We start from the raw sequence: 19684 nt of genomic DNA, 5'->3' as shown, positions 1-19684 counted from the left end.
GTCCAGTTGCTCGCGGAGCGTTTGCTTTTTGCCAGGTCTTCGTCCGAAGCCGGCACGCTGGACGAGCAACCCTCGGCTCGGGAGGCCGTGCGTTCGGCATAGTTCGGACAGGATGGCCCGCTCACCGGACCATCCTGCTTCGCTCTCGATTGATCCGCTACGGAACTCTGGTGTTCGAGAGCGGACCCTGGGATCGGCTGTCGTTCAGCTGTGGGCCAGCACCGCCAGCAGCAGCAGGGCGATGATGTTGGTGATCTTGATCGCCGGGTTCACGGCCGGGCCGGCGGTGTCCTTGTAGGGGTCGCCGACGGTGTCGCCGGTCACCGCGGCCTTGTGAGCCTCGGAGCCCTTCCCGCCGTGGTGCCCGTCCTCGATGTACTTCTTGGCGTTGTCCCAGGCGCCGCCGCCCGAGGTCATCGAGATCGCGACGTAGAGTCCGGTGAGGATGACGCCGAGGAGCATCGCCCCCACGGTGGCGAAAGCCTGGCTCTTGCCGCCGATCGGCTGGATCACGAAGAACAGCACGATCGGCGACAGCACCGGCAGCAGGGACGGGATGATCATTTCCTTGATCGCCGCCCGGGTCAGCATGTCGACGGCGCGGCCGTAATCCGGCCGGTCGGTCCCCTGCATGATGCCGGGCTTCTCGCGGAACTGGCGGCGGACTTCCTCGACGACCGCGCCGGCCGCCCGACCGACCGCGGTCATCGCCATGCCGCCGAACAGGAACGGGATCAGGCCGCCGAGGAGCAGGCCGACCACGACGTAGGGGTTGGAGAGCGAGAAATCGACGGTGACGCCCTGGAAGAAGCGGTACTGGGTCGGGCTCGCATGGGCGATGAAGTAGTTCAGGTCGGAGGTGTAGGCGGCGAACAGCACCAGGGCACCGAGGCCGGCCGAACCGATGGCGTAGCCCTTGGTCACCGCCTTGGTGGTGTTGCCCACGGCGTCGAGGGCGTCGGTCGACTTGCGCACGTCCGGCGGCAGGCCGGCCATCTCGGCGATGCCGCCGGCATTGTCGGTGACCGGCCCGAAGGCGTCGAGGGCCACGATGAAGCCGGCGAGCGCCAGCATCGCGGTGACCGCGATGGCGATGCCGAACAGCCCGGCCAGCGAGTAGGTGCTGATGATGCCCGCGACGATGACCAGTGCCGGCAGCGCGGTGGATTCGAGCGAGATCGCCAGGCCCTGGATCACGTTGGTGCCGTGGCCGGTCACGGAGGCGTCGGCGATGGATTTCACCGGCCGGAAGTTGGTGCCGGTGTAGTACTCGGTGATGACCACGATCAGCGCGGTGATGACGAGGCCGATGACCGCGCAGCCGAGGAGGCCGCCGGAGGTGAAGGTCACGCCCGCATTGGTGGTGAAGGCCGTGCCGAAGCCGCCGAACAGCGCGTAGTTCACGCCCGCGATGGCCACGATCGAGAGGGCGCCGGCGGTGACCAGCCCCTTGTAGAGCGCGCCCATGATCGACTGGTTGGCCCCGAGCCGCACCGCGTAGGTGCCGGCGATCGAGGTGAGGATGCAGGCCGAGCCGATGGCCAGCGGATAGAGCAGCATCGCCTCGAGGACGTTGCGGCCGCCGACCTCGGTCTGGCCGGAGAAGAAGATCGCGGCGAGCACCATGGTGGCGACCACGGTCACCGCGTAGGTCTCGAACAGGTCGGCCGCCATGCCGGCGCAATCGCCGACGTTGTCGCCGACGTTGTCCGCGATGGTGGCGGGGTTGCGCGGGTCATCCTCCGGAATTCCGGCCTCGACCTTGCCGACGAGGTCGCCGCCGACATCGGCGCCCTTGGTGAAGATGCCGCCGCCGAGACGGGCGAAGATCGAGATCAGCGAGGCGCCGAAGCCCAGCGCCACCAGGGCGTCGATCACGTCGCGGCTGGCCGGCGACAGGCCGGCGACGCGGGTGAGATAGCCGTAGTAGAGCGCCACCCCGAGGAGCGCGAGGCCCGCCACGAACATGCCGGTGACGGCGCCCGACTTGAAGGCCACGTCGAGCCCGTCGCCGAGCGACGTCGAGGCCGCCTGGGCGGTGCGTACGTTGGCGCGCACCGAGACGTTCATCCCGATGAAGCCGGCCGCTCCCGACAGCACGGCGCCGATCAGGAAGCCGATGCCGACCTTCAGCCCGAGGAAGTAGGCGAGCGCCACGAACAGCACGACCCCGACGATGGCGATGGTGGCGTATTGGCGCCGGAGATAGGCCTGCGCGCCCTCGGCGATCGCCCCCGCGATCTCCTGCATGCGCTGGGTGCCGGCGTCGCGCTTCATGACGTCGTTGATCGTGATGATGCCATAGGCGACGGCGCACAGCCCGCCCAGGATGATAAGCAACAAAGCTGTCATTCGACCGTCCTTGATTGGCGATGCCCGTGCGGGTCTGTCGTGGCGTTGTTGGACTTTGTGGCCGTGCTTTCCGTCAGTGCGACGCGGATCGTTCGCGCAGGCGTCTCGCGCCGCGCGCCGAACTTTTCGTGGTTGTGCATCTCCTCCCAAGGAATGCCTGCTCTGAGTGCCAAACTTCACCCCCGCTTGCAAATGCTGCTTAGCTTTTTGCGCGACGAATAGTTGTGCGACGCAGCATCGGCCGAGCTTGGCGCAAGTTTTCGCAAGGGTATGGGGCTGCCGCCGGCGGCCTGGACAGGCCGGAAACTGCGGTGAAGGTCCCCTCGCAGGCACAGGCGCGAGGCGTCGGCCCGTCTCAGAAGTGGCTGAAGGACCCGGGACCGAGGGCGCGCGCGGACCCGTCCGCCTCGCGGAAGACCGGTGGCGTCGAGCCGGTCGTGACGCTGCCGATGCAGGTCAGGGGCGTGCCGGCCGCGGCTGCCTCGGCCAGGCAGGCGTCCAGGTTCTCGGGCGCCATGGTGCAGAGGATCTCGTAATCATCGCCGCCGGTGACGATCGGTGTCATGAGGGCGGGGTCCAGCGACAGAGCCCGCGCGGCGGCAGGGGAAAGCGGGACGCGGGCCAGGTCGATCTCGGCGGAGCGCCCCTCCCCCTTCAGCATCTTGGTGAGATCGCCGGCGAGGCCGTCCGAGACGTCCATGGCGGCCCGGGCGTGGCGGCGCAGGACCGGGGCCAGGGCGATGCGCGGGCGGGGATGCCAGTAGCGGTCGACGAGCGCGTCGCGGTCCGCCGCGGCGAGTGCCCGGCCCCAGTCCGGCGGCCGGGGACCGCGCAGGCGCAGCCCCAGCGCCGCGTCCCCGATCGTGCCGCTGACGCAGATCCGGTCTCCGGCCCGCGCGGCTCCGCGCCGGACCAGGCCGCCCGCGGGCACCTCGCCGATGGCGGTCACGCCGATCAGCGCCGGTCCGGCGGCCCGCACCGTGTCGCCGCCCAGAAGGTCGAGGCCGAAATCCGCGAGGCCGTCGCCGAGGCCGGCCGCGAATCCGGCGAGCCACGCCTCGGTCCAGTCGTCGGGCAGGGCCAGGGTGAGCAGGATGCCGCGCGGGCGCGCGCCCTTGGCGGCGAGGTCCGAGACGTTCACGCCGAGGGCCTTTCGGGCGATCGAGCCCGGCGGATCGTCGGGAAAGTAGTGCACGCCGGCCACGATGGCGTCGGCGGTCAGGACGAGGTCGCAGCCGGGGCTCGGCGTCAGGGTCGCGGCGTCGTCGCGCAGGCCATCCGCCCCCGGTCCGGCGAGGGGCGCGAAGTAGCGCGCGATCAGCCCGTCCTCGTCGGGCCGGGCCACGGGTCTCAGGCCCGGCCGGAGGCCGGCAGGCCCGCGAACTCGTTGCCGCGCACGTCGCGGGCGACCTTGTCGAGGACGCCGTTGACCATGCCGGGCTCGTCGCCGCCGTAGAAGCTGTGGGCCACGTCGACGTATTCGGAGATCACGACCCGCGCCGGCACGTCGCGACGGGACATCAGCTCGTAGGCGCCGGCCCGCAGGATGGCGCGCAGCACCGCCTCGATGCGCTTGAGGGGCCATCCGGCCGCCAGCGCCCCGTCGAGGACCGGATCGATCGCGCGCTGCTCGTCGACGACCCCGCGCAGGAGGTCGCGGAAGAAGGCGATCTCGGCGGCCGGATGTTCGATGCCGTCGACCTCACGGCCGATCCAGAAGGTCTCGAACTCGGCGAGCGCCTCGATCACGCCCTTGCCCGAGATCTCCATGTCGTAGAGCGCCTGCACCACGGAGAGGCGTGCGCCGCTGCGCTCTGCGGTCTTCATCCCGGGTTCGTTGGCCATGATGCTCAATCCTCTCCGACCGACGCCGCCGACGCGTCGCGCTTCAGCGACAGCACCGCGAGCGCGGCCTCGGCGGCACCGCCGCCCTTGTTCAATTCGGCGACCCGGGCGCGCGCCTGGGCCTGGGCCTCGGTCTCCACCGTCAGGATGCCGTTGCCCAGCGGCAGCCGCAGGGTGACGGACAGGTCCATCAGTGCCCGTGCGCTCTCGCCCGCCACGATGTCGTAATGCCCGGTCTCGCCGCGGATGACGCAGCCGAGCGCCACGACAGCATCGTAAGGCTGGCCGGCGCGGGCGGCGGCCTCGACCAGGATCGCGATCGCGGCGGGGATCTCCAGGGCACCCGGCACGGTCACCACCGTGGCCACCGCCTCGGCCGCCGCGAGGGCGCCCTCCGCGCCGGCCAGGAGCTCGTCGGCGAGATCCTCGTAGTAGCGGGCCTCGACCACCAGGACGCGCGCGCCCCTGACGTTCTCGGGAGCGGTGCGGGAAGCGTAGGCGAGCGATACCATCGAGGGGCCTTCACGGGACACGGTCGGCGGATGGCGCAGCGGCCGGGACCGGGCGCGCTTGCCGGGACCCACGGGGTTTCCGTCGGCGCGCAAGACTCGACCGGCCGGACGTGCCCTGCGCCCTCAGGCGCGAGCGATAGACCGAAGGCGCCGTGGCGACAAGCGCGGTGCCCGCCGATCGAACCTGCATTCGCGGGCGGGCCGTCGTTCAGCGCTCGACCGCGGCGCGGCTCTCGGACAGGCGCGCGGCATAGCGGGCGATGAGGTCGACCTCGAGGTTGAGCCGGTCCCCGGCCCGGCGTTCGCCCCAGGTGGTCACCGCCAGGGTGTGCGGGATGAGCAGCACCGAGAACAGGTCCCCCTCCACCGTGTTGACGGTGAGCGAGGTCCCGTCGAGGCAGACGGAGCCCTTCTCGGCGATGAAGCGCGCCAGCTGAGGCGGCGCCCGCAGGGTGAAGCGGTCGGAGGGCGCCCATTGCGGATCGCCGTCGCCGCCCGTGACGGGATCGCGGGCCACGAGCTCGGCTAGGCCGTCGACGTGGCCGGTGACGAGGTGGCCGCCGAGCTCGTCGCCGATCTTCAGGGAGCGCTCCAGGTTCAGGCGCCGCCCTTCGCGCCACGACCCCACATGGGTGCGGGCCAGCGTCTCGGCCGCCGCGTCCACGGCGAAGATGCAGCCGCCCTCCGCCGGCTCCACCGCCACCGCCGTCAGGCAGGGACCGGAGCAGGCGATGGAGGCGCCCAGCGCGATGGTGGCGGGATCGTAGTGGGAGCGGATGCGGATGCGGCGCAGGCGGTCGTCGCCCGCGACCGACACGACTTCCCCGACATCCGTGACGAGACCGGTGAACATCTCAGGCACTCCGCTCGTGGGTGACGGCCCGGTCGGGGCCGAGGATCCGGGTCTCGACGATCCGGAGGTGGCCGCCCGCGAGCCGGTCGCGCAGGACCGGGCCGATGGCCGGAAGGCCGCCCGTATCGCCGAGGGTGCCCGGGCCGGTGATGAGCGTGAAGACGTCGACGAGGTCGGCGTCCGCCAGGGCGTCGGCGAGGTGCGGGCCGCCCTCGCAGCAGAGCCGCGTCACGCCACGCTCGGCCAGCGCCCCCAGCGCGGCGCGCAGGTCGACCTGTCCGGCGCCGTCGGCATCGACGGCGATCACCTCGACGCCGAAGGAGGCCAGCATGCGCCTGGCATGGACCGGCGCCCGACGGGTGGTGAGCACGAGGGTCGGGACGTCGCGGGCGCTGCGCACCAGGGTGGCGGAGGGCAGCAGGCGCAGGCTCGAATCGAGCACGACCCGCAGGGGCGAGCGGTCGGCCAGGCCGGGCAGCCGGACCGTGAGCGAAGGATCGTCGGCGCGGGCGGTGCCGATGCCGACCAGGATCGCATCCGCGTGTGCCCGCCAGAGATGCACGGCGCCGTCGGCGATGGGGCCGGTGATCCGCAGGCGCTCGGTGGGGGCTCCGGCGAAGCCATCCTGGGTCTGGGCGAGCTTGAGGTGCAGGCTCGGGCGCCCCTGCGTCACCCGGGTGACGTGGCCGCGATGGTCCCGTGCGGCCTCCGGCGCCAGGAGGCCGGTGGTCACCGCGAGGCCGGCGGCGGCCAGGAGGCCGTGGCCGCGCCCGGCCACCCGCGGATCGGGGTCTTCCAGGGCGGTGACGACGCGGGCGATGCCGGCGGCGACGATGGCATCGGTGCACGGAGGCGTGCGGCCGTGATGGGAGCACGGCTCCAGGCTGACGTAGAGCGTGGCGTCGCGCGCTGCCTCGCCCGCCATGGCGAGGGCGAGGGGTTCGGCATGCGGCCGCCCGCCGGGGGCGGTGACGCCCTGCCCGACGATCCGCTCCGCACCGGGCGGGCCCGCCACCACGATCGCGCCGACGGAGGGGTTCGGCCAGGTCCGGCCGAGGTTGCGATGCCCGAGGGCGAGCGCGAGGCGCATGTAGCGCCGGTCGGTCTCGCCCATCGACGCGCTCCCCATGCCCGTGCTTTCCATGCCGGCGCTCCGTAAGCCGACGCGCGTCACGGCCGGGACTTCGGCTGTCGCTTCGGGCGAAGGGGCGTGACCTTCGCCGCGTGGTCCGCGGCGGCCGGGTCGTCGGTCTCGTCCTCGACGATGAGCGCGTCGGAGGTCGCTTCGGACGGGAGCGCGGCCGGGTCCGAGAGCGTCCCGAGCAGCGCCTTGAAGTCGCTGGCCTCGCGGAAGTTCTTGTAGACCGAGGCGAAGCGGACATAGGCGACGTCGTCGAGACCCTTCAGGCCCTCCATCACCAGTTCGCCGATGGCCTCGCTGCCGATCTCGGCCTCGCCGCCGCTCTCCAGCTGTCGGGTGATTCCGCTGACGAGGCGCTCGATCCGTTCCGGGTCCACGGGGCGCTTGCGCAGGGCCACGCCGATGGAGCGCTGGAGCTTGTCGCGGTCGAACGGGACGCGCTTGCCCGAGCGCTTGAGCACCGTGAGCTCGCGCAGCTGCACCCGTTCGAAGGTGGTGAAGCGGCCCCCGCAATCCGGGCAGACGCGGCGCCGGCGGATCGCCGCCGCGTCGTCGCTGGGACGCGAATCCTTCACCTGGGTGTCGGGACCGCCGCAATAGGGACACCGCATCGGACGGACACCTGGGGAAGGGGACCGTTGGAAAAGACAACGGCCGCGGACCCGATGGTCCGCGGCCGTTGCATGGCATGGTGAGGGGCGCCGGTTCAAGCGCCCCGGTCGGGGCGTTGCGCCTCAGCCGTAGATGGGGAACCGGTCGGTGAGGGCGTGCACCCGCTGCTTCACGTTCGCCTCGATGGCGGCATCGCCCTCTTCGCCCTTGGCCACGAGGCCATCGAGCACCTCGACGATGAAACCGCCGATCTGCTTGAACTCGGCCACGCCGAAGCCGCGCGAGGTGCCGGCCGGGGTTCCGAGGCGGATGCCCGAGGTGATGGTGGGCTTCTGCGTGTCGAACGGCACGCCGTTCTTGTTGCAGGTGATGTCGGCGCGGCTCAGCGCCGCTTCCGCCGCCTTGCCGGTCAGGCCCTTGCTGGTGAGGTCGACCAGCATGAGGTGGTTGTCGGTGCCGCCCGAGGTGATGTTGTAGCCGCTCGACATCAGGGTGTCGGCCAGCGCCTTGGCGTTCTCGATCACCTGCTTGGCGTAGATCTTGAACTCGGGCTTCAGGGCCTCGCCGAAGGCCACGGCCTTGCCGGCGATGACGTGCATGAGCGGGCCGCCCTGGAGGCCGGGGAAGATCGCCGAGTTGAACTTCTTGGCCAGGGCCTCGTCGTTCGTCAGGATCATGCCGCCGCGCGGGCCGCGCAGGGTCTTGTGAGTGGTCGTGGTGACGACGTGGGCGTGCGGGAACGGCGACGGGTGGACGCCCGCGGCGATCAGGCCCGCGAAGTGCGCCGCGTCGACGAAGAAGTACGCGCCGACGGCATCGGCGATCTCACGGAACTTGGCGAAGTCCCAGTGGCGCGGATAGCCCGAGCCGCCGGCGATGATCACCTTGGGCTTGTGCTCGTGGGCGAGGGCTTCGACCTGCTCCATGTCGATGCGCTGGTCGTCGCGGCGCACGGTGTAGGAGACCGGCTTGAACCACTTGCCCGAGACGTTCGGCGGGGCGCCGTGGGTCAGGTGGCCGCCAGCCGCGAGGTCGAGGCCCATGAAGGTGTCGCCCGGCTGCATGAGCGCCATGAACACGCCCTGGTTCGCCTGGGAGCCGGAATTCGGCTGCACGTTGGCGAAGCCGCAGTTGAACAGGCGCTTGGCGCGATCGATGGCCAGATTCTCTGCGATGTCGACGAACTGGCAGCCGCCATAGTAGCGGCGGCCCGGATAGCCCTCGGCGTACTTGTTCGTCAGCACCGAGCCCTGTGCTTCGAGAACGGCGCGCGAGACGATGTTCTCGGAGGCGATCAGCTCGATCTCGTGCTGCTGGCGGCCGAGTTCCTGGGCCACCGCCTGCGCGATCTCCGGATCCGCGTCCGCGAGGGGAGCGGCGAAGAAGGTGTTGGAGAAGTGCTTGTCGGCAGCAGTACCGGCGCTCATGGAAAGCCTCGATTGTTGAACGGGCGGACGCACCCGTAATCCGCTGGCGTAGGGCGGGCGGGCGTTCGAAGGCTGGATTACTACACGCGACGGGTTCCAAGGCCAAGCACAGGCATTTTTTTGCGCCTCATCAAAAAAATTCAGCACAGAGCGCAGCGCGGAGAGTCGAACCAGCGACAGGCCGTGTCGTGGCGTCGCATCCACAATGCAAAAGGCCCGCGCTGTACAGCGCGGGCCTCGTAATTCGGACGGTTCGCCGCGGACGGAAGGGCTCAGTTCTCCTCGTCGCCCGGCTCGAAGCTCTGAACCGGCTCGGCGCTGGCGACCGGGGTCGGTGCGGAGAGGGTCGAGGGCACGTTCACGCCGTCGCGCTTGTAGATGTCGTCCCGGAACTGGACGAGGCCGTCCGGGGTCGACCAGGCGGTGATGTAGGTCCAGTAGACCGGCACCGGGCTCGACAGGGTGGCGTCGACGCGCTTGCCGCTCTCGATGGCCTGCTCGACCTGCTCGCGGCCCCAGCCGGGCGTGTCCTTGAGCAGCCAGGTGATGTACTCGCGCACGTTCTGCACGCGGACGCAGCCCGAGGAGATGAAGCGGAAGTCGTCGCCGTAGACGCCCTTCGAGTTCGTGTCGTGCATGAACACGCCGTAGGGGTTCGGAATGTTGATGCGCACGATGCCCATCGAGTTAAAGTCGGCGCCCGAATCCTGGCGGTAGCGGTAGCGCGTGCCCTCGTCCGAGTTCCAGTTCACCGAGGCCGGCGAGATCTCGTTGTCACCCGCGAAGATGCGGATCTTGTTCTCGGTGAGGTAGGTCGGGTCCTTCTGCATCTTGGGGATGAGGTCCTTCTTCACGATGGAAGCCGGGACCGTCCAGAAGGGGTTGAAGTTGATCTGCGTCGCCTTGGTGTTCATGATCGGCGACTGGCGGTCGATCTTGCCGACGCCGGCGGCGTGCAGGGTCACGACCTGGCCGTTCTCCACCGTCTGGACCAGGGCGGCGGGGATGTTGGTGATGACGAAGCGGTTGCCGAGGTTGCCGGCGTAGGAGCGCAGGCGCACCACGTTGATCTCGAGCTGGTGCAGGCGCACGTCGGCCGGCACGTTCATGGCCGCCTGCGTGGTCTGGCTCATGGCGCCGGTCTGGCTTAGGCCGTGCCGGGCCTGGAAGCGCTTCACGCCGGCCGAGACGTAGGAATCGTAGACGCCCGAGCCGCCGGAGGCCGGGTCGAGGTCGCCCGTGATGATTAGGCGCTGGCGCAGGGCGGCCACGGCCGGACCCTTGGCGCCGACGCGCAGGCGGTCGGCGCCCGAGACCGGCTTCCAGCCGCCGCGATTGACGATGTCCCGGTAGCGCTCGATCATCTGCTCGGTGGCGGCCACGGTCTGCGGCGACAGGATCGGCGTCGAGGAGCGCTGCACCTGCATGGTGGCTGGCGAGGCGTAGTCCTGCGCCCACTCGGCCTGGGCGAAGCCGCCGGCCTCGCGCGCCGTCGCCGACTGGCCGATGACGGCCGCCGATGCGAGCAGTGCAAAGCCGAGGGCGCGGGTGTGGAAAGCCTGATTCAGCATCGGACGTGAACTCTGATCTGATTTACGAAGCGACATGCGGTGTCGTCGGTCCCGGCGTCGCGCGCCGAGGTCTTGGAACACCCCCTGTCACGACCGTGTCGGGGTAGGGTTAAGAACTCATGGGGACCCGGCCACATTGTGGCACGGCCCGGCTTATCCCCGAGATCCCCGGACACATCCTCTCGACTGCGGCCCGTGTGCCACAGCACTGTGTTCTGCCGTGCGATCGGCATGGCGAAACGATGGCCGATGGCGTAAGCCGAACGACGATGACGCTTCCGGCGAACCAGGCTGGCCACGGAGGGTGGGCCCCGCTACGCGCGATCACCGCGGTGATCGCGCTCTATGCGTTCGTCCTCCACGCCGCCCTGAGCGGCCTCGTGCCCCTGCCCGTCTCCGCGTCGCACGGCATCCTGTGCCTTGGGCTGAACGACGATGGCGGCCCGGGCCTACCTGATTCGACCCACGCCCATCACCAGCCCTGCTGCACCGTCGCCGGGCCGATGCTGCATGCGGCGCTGCCGGATGTCTCGGCCCGCACCATCGTCTGGCCGGCCCGCGCGACGAGCCGGGTCACCTGGTCCCGCGCAGCGTCCGTTTCCGCCCGCGGGCCACCGGGCACGATTCCCCATCCCCGAGGTCCGCCCGCCGTCTGATCCGATCGCCGCTTCCCGATCCCATCAGACACGGACCAATCCGATGAACCGCATTCCCCGGGCCGAGCTCTTCGCGGGCCTCGCCCTCACCCTGTCCGCCACCGCCGCCCTCGCGCATGCCACCCTGGAGCGCAAGGAGGCGAGCCCGAACGCCGGCTACCGCGGCGTCGTGCAGATCACCCATGGCTGCGACGGCCAGGCCACCAACCGCGTCAGCGTCACCATCCCGGAGGGCGTCATCGGCGCCAAGCCGATGCCGAAGCCCGGCTGGACCGTGACGACCGAGAAGGGCGCCTATGCCCGCGCCTATCCGTACTATCACGGCGACATCCGTGAGGGCGTGAAGACCATCACCTGGACCGGCGGCAGCCTGCCCGACGATCAGGTCGACGAGTTCACCTTCCTCGCCCGCGTCAGCGACGCCTTCGCGCCCGGCAGCACGGTCTACTTCCCCGTCGAGCAGGATTGCGCCACCGGCCAGTATCGCTGGCGTGAGATCCCGGCGGCCGGGCAGGATGCGCACGCGCTGAAATCCCCTGCCCCCGGCGTCCGGATCGTGGCCGCCGCATCGGGTCCGGCCCGGGCCGAGGCCTCGAGCGTGAAGGCCGGCGACCTCAGCATCGAGTCGCCCTGGATGCGCGCGACCCCCGGCGGCGCCAAGGTGGCGGGTGGCTACGTCCGCGTGACCAACACCGGCACGCAGCCCGACCGCCTCGTCGGCGCCGCGATCCCCCTGGCGGGACGCACCTCGATCCACTCCATGAGCATGGAGGGCGGCGTGATGAAGATGGCGCCGATCGAGGGCGGCCTCGTCATCAAGCCGGGCGAGACGGTGGAACTGAAGCCCGGTGGCCTGCACCTCATGTTCGAGGATCTCGCGAGCGGCCCGAAGGCCGGCGAGACGATCCAGGGCACGCTGCGCTTCGAGCGCGCCGGCACCGTGCCGGTCAGCTTCAGCGTGGCGCCCATCGGCGCGATGAAGCCGGGCGCGCCCGCGGCCGCTCCGTCGGCACCGGGTCACCACGAACACTGACGCTGCCCGCCCTCGCGCTCGGCGCCCAGGCCTGACCGCGCCAAAGACCGACCCACCCAAGACCGACCCGTCCAGGACCGACCTGATCCTGCGCCCTCGCCTCCGCGCAGGGTCGGCTCGGGCCGTGATCCGCAGGCTCTCGGGTTCGTCCGATCGAACGATCCGTCGCGCGAGCCTCCGCGCGGCTTTCACCTCCCCTTCCTTCCCACCGGGATCATGCCCGGCCCCGTCGCGTCGTCGCGAAGCGCGGGCCCCTGATCCGGAGCCCGTCCGATGTCCGCGCCCCAGTCCAGTCGCCCCACCGCCCGCGCCGTCGCCCTTCTGGGCGGCGCTTCCCTCCTGCCCCTGCTCGTCGCCGCCACACCGTCCCGTGCAGAGGACACGGCCGCCGCGACGCTGTCCGAACTCAGCATCGAGGGCGCCTCGGCCGGCTCCCTGACGGTGCCGAGCGTCGCGGCCCAGCGCGCCGCGGTGAACGCCACCGTCGGGTCGGTCGCCTTCGTCGATGCCAAGGACTTCCAGAATCGCTACGCCAACACCCTGCGCGACACGCTCAAGGACGTGCCCGGCGTCTACGTGCAGGAGCGCTACGGCCAGGAATTGCGCCTCTCGGTGCGCGGCTCCGGCATCTCGCGCGGCTTCCACCTGCGCGGCCTCGAACTGCTTCAGGATGGAATCCCGCTGAACCTCGCCGACGGCAGCGGAGACTTCTACCAGGTCGACCCCCTCGGGCTGCGCTCGATCGAGGTCTACAAGGGCGGAAATGCCCTCACCTTCGGGGCGACGACCCTCGGCGGTGCCATCAACGTCGTCACGCCCACGGCCCAGACCGCGTTCGCGCCCAACATCCTGCGCATCGACGGCGGCGCCTTCAACACCATCCGCGAGAACTTCCAGGTCTCGCGGATCGCCGGCCCGGTCGATTTCCTGGTCAACGGCACCATCACGAACTCCGACAGCTACCGGGACCACGAGACCCAGCGGACGCAGAACTTCAACGCCAACCTCGGCTATCAGCTCGCTCCGGGCGTCGAGACGCGCTTCTACGCCGGTGTCTACCTGACGGACCAGAAGCTCCCCGGCACGCTGAGCCTCTTCAACGCCCTCAACAATCCGACCCTGGCCAACCCGTCGGCGATCGCCGGCAACCAGTCGCGCAAGGTCGAGACCGAGCGGATCGCCAACCGCACCTCGTTCCTGCTCGATGTCGGCAAGCTCGATATCGACACCTGGGCGATCCACAAGTCGCTCTACCACCCGATCTTCCAGGTCATCGACCAGGACGGCTGGACCTACGGGATCGCCCCGCACTGGGCCGGGACCTTCGACATCGCCGGCTATCGCAACGACCTGATCCTCGGCCTGCGGGCCTTCGCCGGCCAGAACTCGGCGCTGCAGTTCGTCAACAATGGCGGCCAGCGCGGGGCCCAGACCCTGCGCTCGGTGCAGAGCGCCTCGAACTACGAGGCCTATGGCGAGAACCGGTTCTGGTTCCTGCCGGACGTGGCGCTGATGGCCGGCGCCAAGGCGTTCTCGTCCAACCGGACCTACAGCAACAAGGGCGGCTTCTCGGGCGCCAACGCATTCCCGTCCTCGGCCAACGAGACCTATGCGGGGATCAACCCGAAGGTGGGCCTCCTCTGGCAGCCGCTGCCCGACATCCAGGTCTTCGGTGACATCACCGGATCGCGCGACGTTCCGGACTTCTCCGACCTCGTGCAGATGAATTCGCTCAACAGCACCTTCGTGCCCCTGCGGGCGCAGCGCGCCGTGACCTACGAGGCCGGCACCCGCGGCCGGATCGACCGGCTGTCCTGGGACGTGACCCTCTACCGCTCGGAGATCCGCGACGAGCTGATCAACTTCTCGATCAATCCCGGCCTCAACATCCCGGCCGCGACCTTCAACGCGCCCCGCACCCGCCACCAGGGCGTGGAGGCGGCGGTCTCCCTCGACCTCGCCCGGGACCTGATCGGTGCCGGCGACGGTCTCGTGGTCTCGCAGGTCTGGAACCACAACGACTTCCGCTTCATCGCCGACCCGGTCTTCCGCGACAACCAGATCGCCGGCATCCCGCGCGACGTGCTGCGCACGGTGCTGACCTACCGCAACCGCGACGGCTTCCACGTCAGCCCCTCCGTCGACTGGGTTCCGCAGGGGGCCTTCGCCGACCACGCCAACAGCCTGAAGGTGCCGGGCTACGCCCTCCTCAACATCGCCGCCGGATACGACTTCCAGAACGGCGTCTCGGTGTTCGTCGATGCGCGTAACCTGACCGACGCCCGCTACGTCTCGGACATCTCCGTCGTGACCGATGCGCGTACGGTCGCGGGCGGACCGGTGGCGTTCTATCCGGGCGTCGGGCGCAGCATCTTCGGCGGCATCCGCGCCGGGTTCTGATCGAGTGGCGCAGCCAGCCGGATGAGGGTGCGCCTTTCCCGTGCGCCCGCTAGAACCGCGCGATGACCGAGGGTTCCCCCATCGCACCCGCGTCCGGCGTCCGCGCGCCGGACCGACACCCGGATGTGCATGTCGGCCGCGACGGCTGGCTCTTCCTGACCGGGGGCACCAATTCCGTCCTGGCGCAGTATGGCGAGCCGGGGCTGCCGCGCGCCACCCTCTGGCGCTGGCGCCGCATCCTAGAGGCGCGGGCGCGGCGCTGCGCCGGGCTCGGCACCCGCTACGCCCACGTGGTGGCGCCGGAGAAGCTCACGATCTATCCGGAGGCCTGCGACGGACTGGCCTTCGACCCTGGGCGCGCGCCGGTGCTACGCCTGGAGCGCTGGCTCCGCCTCTCACCGGCTCGGCGCCACTGGATCGACCTCGTGCGGCCGTTCCGGGCCCGCGCCGCCGAGACGCCGCTCTATTGCCGGACGGACAGCCACTGGACCTTCGCCGGGTACCTCCTCGCCTATGGCGAGATCTGTCGCCATCTCGGCCTCGTCCCGCGCCAGGACATCGCCCGGCGCCGCATCGGCGGCGCCGTGCCCTACGCGGGCGATCTCGGCCTGAAATTCGACCCCGTCCGCACCGAGATGGCTGAGGCCTGCCGGTTCGAGACGGCGGCGCGGCGCATCTACGCCAACAGCCTGGTCGCGGCCTTCGAGGCGCAGGGCCGGGGCCAGGAGGCGCATATCGGCGCCCACGTCGTCTACCGGAACGATTCGGCCGAGGCCGACCCGCGCCGGCTGGTGCTGTTCGCCGATTCCTACGGCCATCATGCGTCCACCCACCATACGGGGAGCCTGACGCCGCTCCTGGCCGACACGTTCCGCGAGGTCCACGTCCTGTGGTCCACCAGCATCGACTGGGGCTACGTCGCGCGGGTGAGGCCGGATTTCGTGGTCGCGGAGATCGCCGAGCGCTTCATGATCGAGCTGCCGCAGAGGGGCTTCGATATCGCGAAGCTCGCCGACCTCGCGCTCGCGCGGAAGCCGGTCTGAAACGACGAACGCCCCGGAGCAGGCTCCGGGGCGCGGGGTCGACGGGGATGTGGGCCTAGTAGAGGCCGCCGGCCTGGGCGGCGCGGTCGGCGTCGGGCGGAACCGCGGCCGGACCGCTCGATTGCTGCGCCGGTGCGGCGACATAGGCATCGGGCGGGGCGGTGCCGGGCTTGAAGGCCTCGAGGATGGTGCCGCCGCCCTCGCCCGAACCGGCGCGCATGCCGGAGGAGGCGGAGACGCGGATCAGCTTGATGCCCGGGGGCACGCGGAACGGCGTCGGCGGCTTGTCCTTGAGCGCCTGCTTCAGGAAGTCGAGGGCGATGGGGGCGGCGAGGCCGCCGCCGGTGGCCCGGTCGCCCAGGGAGCGCGGCTTGTCGAAGCCGAGATAGACGCCGACCGCGAGGTCGGGCGAGAAGCCGACGAACCAGGCGTCCTTGGCGTCGTTCGTCGTCCCGGTCTTGCCGGCCAGGGGCTTGCCGATCTGCTTCAGGATGGTGGCGGTGCCGCGCTGGACCACGCCCTCCATGATCGAGACCATCTGGTAGGCGGTCAGCGGGTCGAGGACCTGCTCGGATTCGTCGACGAGCTTGGGCTCGTCCTGGCCGGACCACTTGTCCGCGTCGCAGCCGAGGCACTTGCGATTGTCGTGCTTGTAGATGGTCTCGCCGACACGGTCCTGGATGCGGTCGATGAGGGTCGGGCGGATGCGCCGGCCGCCATTGGCGAGCATCGAGTAGGCGGTGACCATGCGCATGACCGTGGTCTCGCCGGCGCCCAGCGACATCGGCAGCACCGGGAGCATGTCGTCGTAGACGCCGAAGCGGCGGGCATATTCGGCGATGAGCGGCATGCCGACGTCCTTGGCGAGGCGCACCGTCATCAGGTTCTTCGAGTGCTCGATGCCGTAGCGCAGGGTGTGCGGACCGCCGGACTTGCCGTCGTAGTTCGAGGGCGTCCAGGCCTCCTGGCCGGGACCGGCCTCGATGGTGATCGGCGAGTCCTGAACGATCGACGACGGGGTGTAGCCGTTGTCGAGGGCCGCCGAGTAGACGATCGGCTTGAACGAGGAACCCGGCTGGCGCATCGCCTGGGTGGCGCGGTTGAACTGGCTCTCGTCATAGGAGAAGCCCCCGACCATCGCGTGCACGCGGCCGGTATAGGGATCCATCGCCACGATGGCGCCCGAGACCTCGGGCCGCTGGCGCAGGCGGTACTGGTTGCGGCTGGTATCCGTCGCCTCGACGTAGACGACGTCGCCGGGATTCAGCGCCGCAGCGGGCGAGCGCCCGGTCCAGCGGGTGCCCTCGGCGGTGATCGTGCCGGTCTCGCGGTCCTTCGACACCTGGCCGGAGGCCTCGCGACGCGGCTGCAGGCCGATCTGCGCGGAGCCGCCAGTGGTGTTCAGCACGACGGCGAGGCGCCACGGGGCGACGTCGCCGAGGCCGGGCACTTCGGCGACGGCCAGGCCCCAGTCGCGGCCGACGAGGTCGACCTTGGCCTGGGCGCCGCGCCAGCCATGGGACTGGTCGTAGCGGATCAGGCCGTCCACCAGGGCCTTGCGCGCCCAGGACTGCATCTTCGGGTCGAGGGTCGCACGCACCGAGAGGCCGCCCTCGTAGAGCTTCTTCTCGCCGTAGCGCTCGGCGATCTCGCGCCGGACCTCCTCGGTGAAGTAATTGGCGTTCGCTGCGTTGGCGAAGGCGACGCGGGGATTCACGCCGAGGGGCATCTTGCGGGCGGCCTCGGCCTCCTCCTTGGTGATGTACCCGTTCTGGGCCATCAGACCGATGATCTCGTTGCGCCGGTCGAGCGCCTTCTGGGTCTGCCGGTAGGGGTGGTAGTTGTTCGGCCCCTTCGGCAGGGCGGCGAGGTAGGCCGCCTCGTTGATCGTCAGCTCGTGGACCGACTTGCCGAAATAGTCGAGCGCGGCCGCCGCGACGCCGTGCAGGTTGCGGCCGGGCACGATGGTGCCAAGGAAGATCTCGTTGAGGTAGAGCTCGAGGATCTTGTCCTTCGAGTAGGCCGCCTCGATCCGGAAGGCGATCAGCGCCTCCTTGGCCTTGCGCTCGAAGGTCTGCTCGGGAGACAGGAGGAAGTTCTTGGCCACCTGCTGGGTGATGGTCGAGGCGCCCTGCTTCTTGCCGCTCTTGAAGTTCGTCAGCGCGGCGCGCACGAGACCCTCCGGGTCGACGCCGCCGTGCTTGTAGAAGTTCTTGTCCTCGGCCGAGAGGAAGGCCGCGACCACGATCTTCGGCATGGCCTGGATCGGTAGGTAGAGCCGGCGCTCGCTGGCGTACTCGGCCAGCAGAGAGCCGTCCGCGGCGTGGACGCGGCTCATCACCGGCGGCTCGTAATTGGCGAGCGCGGCGTGGTCCGGCAGGTCCTGGCTGAACTTCCAGTAGAAGAACGCGGCCGCGGCGGCGGCGATCACGAAGACCATCGCGCCGACGCTGAACAGGAAGCCGAAGAAACGAAGGATGAAGCGCATCCGGGTCCCGTCCGTCGATGATCCATCGCCGCCGGCCGGCCGCGAGGACACACGCCACGACGGCGCGTGCCTCCTCCGACCGTGTCCCATCCCGAAATGCAAGAGTCCCGCCGCGAGAAATGCGGTCGAGCCCACGATGTCGGCGGCGTTCACTCGAGAGCGCCGCGATCAAGTCCGCCGAGACGATCGGCAGCGGTTCGACCGGAGCGCTGTGAGCCCCGGTTTCACACGCATTCTATGGTGAAACTGGGGCGATTGCCGCCGATCGGCGGGGCGGCTGCGGCCGGGTCAGCGAGGTCCGGTTGCCGAAGAACGCGTCGATCGCCTTGGCCATGCCGCCGGTCACCTCGGCGCGCCAGCCGTCCGATTGCAGCAGGTCGAGGTCGTGCTTGCTCGACAGATAGCCGAGCTCCACCAGGACCGAGGGCACGTCGGGCGAGCGCAGCACCTGGAAGCCGGCCTCCCGGTGCGGCTTGGCGCTCATCTCCATCACCGGGTTGAGATGGCTCATCAGCCCCCTGGCGAAGCTGGACGAGAAGGTTCGGGTCTCGCGCAGGGTGAGCTCCTGGAGGATGTCCGCGACGTGGCCCGGGCCTTCGTTCGATTCGGTGCCGGCGGCCGCGTCGGCGCGGTTCTCGCGCTCGGCGAGCCTGGCCGATTCGGCGTCGGTGGCCTTTTCGGAGCCCGTGTAGATGGTGGCGCCGCGCACCTGCGGGGCCGACGAGATCGAGTCGGCATGGATCGAGACGAACAGGTCCGCCTTGGCCTCGCGGGCGAGGCGCACGCGTTCCGAGAGCGGCACGAACACGTCGCGGTCCCGCGTCATCCGCACCCGGTAGCGGCCGTTCGCTTCGAGCCGGGTCACGAGGGCCTGGGCGAAGCCGAACACGATGTCCTTCTCGAACACGCCGGTGGCCGCGATGGCGCCGGGATCGGTGCCGCCGTGACCGGCATCGACCATGATCAGCGGGCGGGCATCCGTCGCTTCCGGCGCGGCCGCGACCTTGCGCTGGGCCGGGGCCGGATCGCTCGCCACGGCGGCGCGGCGGAAGCCCTCGCGGTCGGAGCGCTGGAACTCGATGCTGAGCAGCACGGCGCCGTCGCGCGGACGCGTGACCGTCTCGATCCGCCCCACGGTGGCGGGCTGGGCGAGGTCGACGACGATGCGCGAGCGGCCCGGCGCGAACAGTCCGTAGCGGAACGACGCGACGACGCCGTCGCGCTTGCGTCCGGTCTCGGGCCCGAGCTGGAAGTTCACTTCTGCGAGATCGATCACCGCCCGGTCGGGCCGTTCCATCACGAAGGCCTTGGCGTCGATCGCCTTCGAGAGTGTCAGGGTGAGCTTGGTGGTGGTGTTGCTGGTCGCGAGATCGGCCGCGATGGCGACCGCCGCCTGAGAGCCCGCACCGCGCAGCTTGTCGGTGTCCTGGGCGAGGCTGCGGGAACCGACAGCCGAGAGCGCGCCGGCGCAGGCCAGGGCGAGGAGGACGGAGCGGAGAAGGCGGGCGCGTCTCGGCATCGTTCCGGCAATCATCCCCGTGAGGACGGGCGCACCCATCGGGGCGTGCTCGCGAGCGGGCTGTGGCGTGAGCCTGCCTCTACGGGATACCGATGGGATGGTTAACCGTTCCTCAAAGGCCCCGCTTCACTTCCGGGTGCGTAGTGTCCCGGCGGCGACAGATCGCCGGAGCGGCGCGTGGATCGCCGCGCCGGCCCGGTGCGTGCGCGCCGCCGCGATGCCTGTCCAAGAT

The 19684-nt window shown here is 70.2% G+C and carries 15 protein-coding genes; 4 read left to right on the top strand and 11 right to left on the bottom strand.

The window, feature by feature from the left end; translation table 11 throughout:
- Nucleotides 1-204 precede the first annotated feature (204 nt).
- From ASF49_RS13825 to ASF49_RS13785, 9 genes are all read right to left on the bottom strand, one after another.
- Nucleotides 205-2352 carry a sodium-translocating pyrophosphatase gene (locus ASF49_RS13825; RefSeq protein WP_056473688.1) on the bottom strand — a complete coding sequence of 716 codons (2148 nt, stop codon included), beginning with the start codon at nt 2350-2352 and terminating at the stop codon, nt 205-207.
- 355 nt (nt 2353-2707) lie between these two features.
- Nucleotides 2708-3697 carry a thiamine-phosphate kinase gene (gene thiL / locus ASF49_RS13820; protein ID WP_056473686.1) on the bottom strand — a complete coding sequence of 330 codons (990 nt, stop codon included), beginning with the start codon at nt 3695-3697 and terminating at the stop codon, nt 2708-2710.
- Between the two features lie 5 nt (nt 3698-3702).
- Complete coding sequence (nusB, locus tag ASF49_RS13815; RefSeq protein WP_056474401.1) at nt 3703-4179, bottom strand: transcription antitermination factor NusB; 477 nt, start codon at nt 4177-4179, stop codon at nt 3703-3705.
- 23 nt (nt 4180-4202) lie between these two features.
- Nucleotides 4203-4709 carry a 6,7-dimethyl-8-ribityllumazine synthase gene (gene ribH, locus ASF49_RS13810; RefSeq protein WP_056474398.1) on the bottom strand — a complete coding sequence of 169 codons (507 nt, stop codon included), beginning with the start codon at nt 4707-4709 and terminating at the stop codon, nt 4203-4205.
- 208 nt (nt 4710-4917) lie between these two features.
- Entirely contained in the window at nt 4918-5562 is a 645-nt protein-coding gene (locus ASF49_RS13805) for a riboflavin synthase (RefSeq protein ID WP_056473684.1), read from the bottom strand.
- Nucleotide 5563: 1 nt separating this feature from the next.
- Nucleotides 5564-6706 carry a bifunctional diaminohydroxyphosphoribosylaminopyrimidine deaminase/5-amino-6-(5-phosphoribosylamino)uracil reductase RibD gene (ribD, locus tag ASF49_RS13800; protein WP_243214450.1) on the bottom strand — a complete coding sequence of 381 codons (1143 nt, stop codon included), beginning with the start codon at nt 6704-6706 and terminating at the stop codon, nt 5564-5566.
- A gap of 26 nt (nt 6707-6732) precedes the next feature.
- A complete protein-coding gene (gene nrdR / locus ASF49_RS13795) occupies nt 6733-7314 on the bottom strand; it encodes a transcriptional regulator NrdR (RefSeq protein ID WP_082511269.1) in 582 nt (193 codons plus the stop codon).
- Between the two features lie 123 nt (nt 7315-7437).
- Nucleotides 7438-8742 (bottom strand): serine hydroxymethyltransferase, encoded by a 1305-nt coding sequence (gene glyA, locus ASF49_RS13790; protein ID WP_056473678.1) that lies wholly within the window; start codon nt 8740-8742, stop codon nt 7438-7440.
- Nucleotides 8743-9014: 272 nt separating this feature from the next.
- Nucleotides 9015-10313: a L,D-transpeptidase family protein gene (locus ASF49_RS13785; protein ID WP_056473675.1), complete on the bottom strand. Its 1299-nt coding sequence runs from the start codon at nt 10311-10313 to the stop codon at nt 9015-9017.
- A gap of 332 nt (nt 10314-10645) precedes the next feature.
- On the opposite strand from ASF49_RS13785, the gene ASF49_RS13780 reads away from it, so the two are divergent.
- From ASF49_RS13780 to ASF49_RS13765, 4 genes are all read left to right on the top strand, one after another.
- Nucleotides 10646-10969: a hypothetical protein gene (locus ASF49_RS13780; protein ID WP_243214451.1), complete on the top strand. Its 324-nt coding sequence runs from the start codon at nt 10646-10648 to the stop codon at nt 10967-10969.
- A gap of 43 nt (nt 10970-11012) precedes the next feature.
- Nucleotides 11013-12002, top strand: coding sequence for a DUF1775 domain-containing protein (locus tag ASF49_RS13775; RefSeq protein ID WP_056473671.1), 990 nt, complete (start codon nt 11013-11015; stop codon nt 12000-12002).
- A gap of 273 nt (nt 12003-12275) precedes the next feature.
- Entirely contained in the window at nt 12276-14402 is a 2127-nt protein-coding gene (locus ASF49_RS13770; RefSeq protein WP_056473668.1) for a TonB-dependent receptor family protein, read from the top strand.
- A 62-nt stretch (nt 14403-14464) separates the two neighbouring features.
- A complete protein-coding gene (locus tag ASF49_RS13765; RefSeq protein ID WP_056473667.1) occupies nt 14465-15445 on the top strand; it encodes an alginate O-acetyltransferase AlgX-related protein in 981 nt (326 codons plus the stop codon).
- 55 nt (nt 15446-15500) lie between these two features.
- On the opposite strand, the gene ASF49_RS13760 is transcribed toward ASF49_RS13765, so the two are convergent.
- Together ASF49_RS13760 and ASF49_RS13755 are read right to left on the bottom strand one after the other, a co-directional pair.
- Nucleotides 15501-17933 (bottom strand): penicillin-binding protein 1A, encoded by a 2433-nt coding sequence (locus ASF49_RS13760; protein ID WP_056473664.1) that lies wholly within the window; start codon nt 17931-17933, stop codon nt 15501-15503.
- Between the two features lie 235 nt (nt 17934-18168).
- Complete coding sequence (locus ASF49_RS13755) at nt 18169-19452, bottom strand: N-acetylmuramoyl-L-alanine amidase (protein WP_056474394.1); 1284 nt, start codon at nt 19450-19452, stop codon at nt 18169-18171.
- Between the last annotated feature and the right edge of the window lie 232 nt (nt 19453-19684).

Source organism: Methylobacterium sp. Leaf104, from assembly GCF_001422885.1.
Taxonomy (GTDB): Bacteria; Pseudomonadota; Alphaproteobacteria; order Rhizobiales; family Beijerinckiaceae; genus Methylobacterium.
The sequence above is the reverse complement of the archived record's forward strand: the minus strand, read 5'-3'. Positions and strand labels throughout refer to the sequence as shown.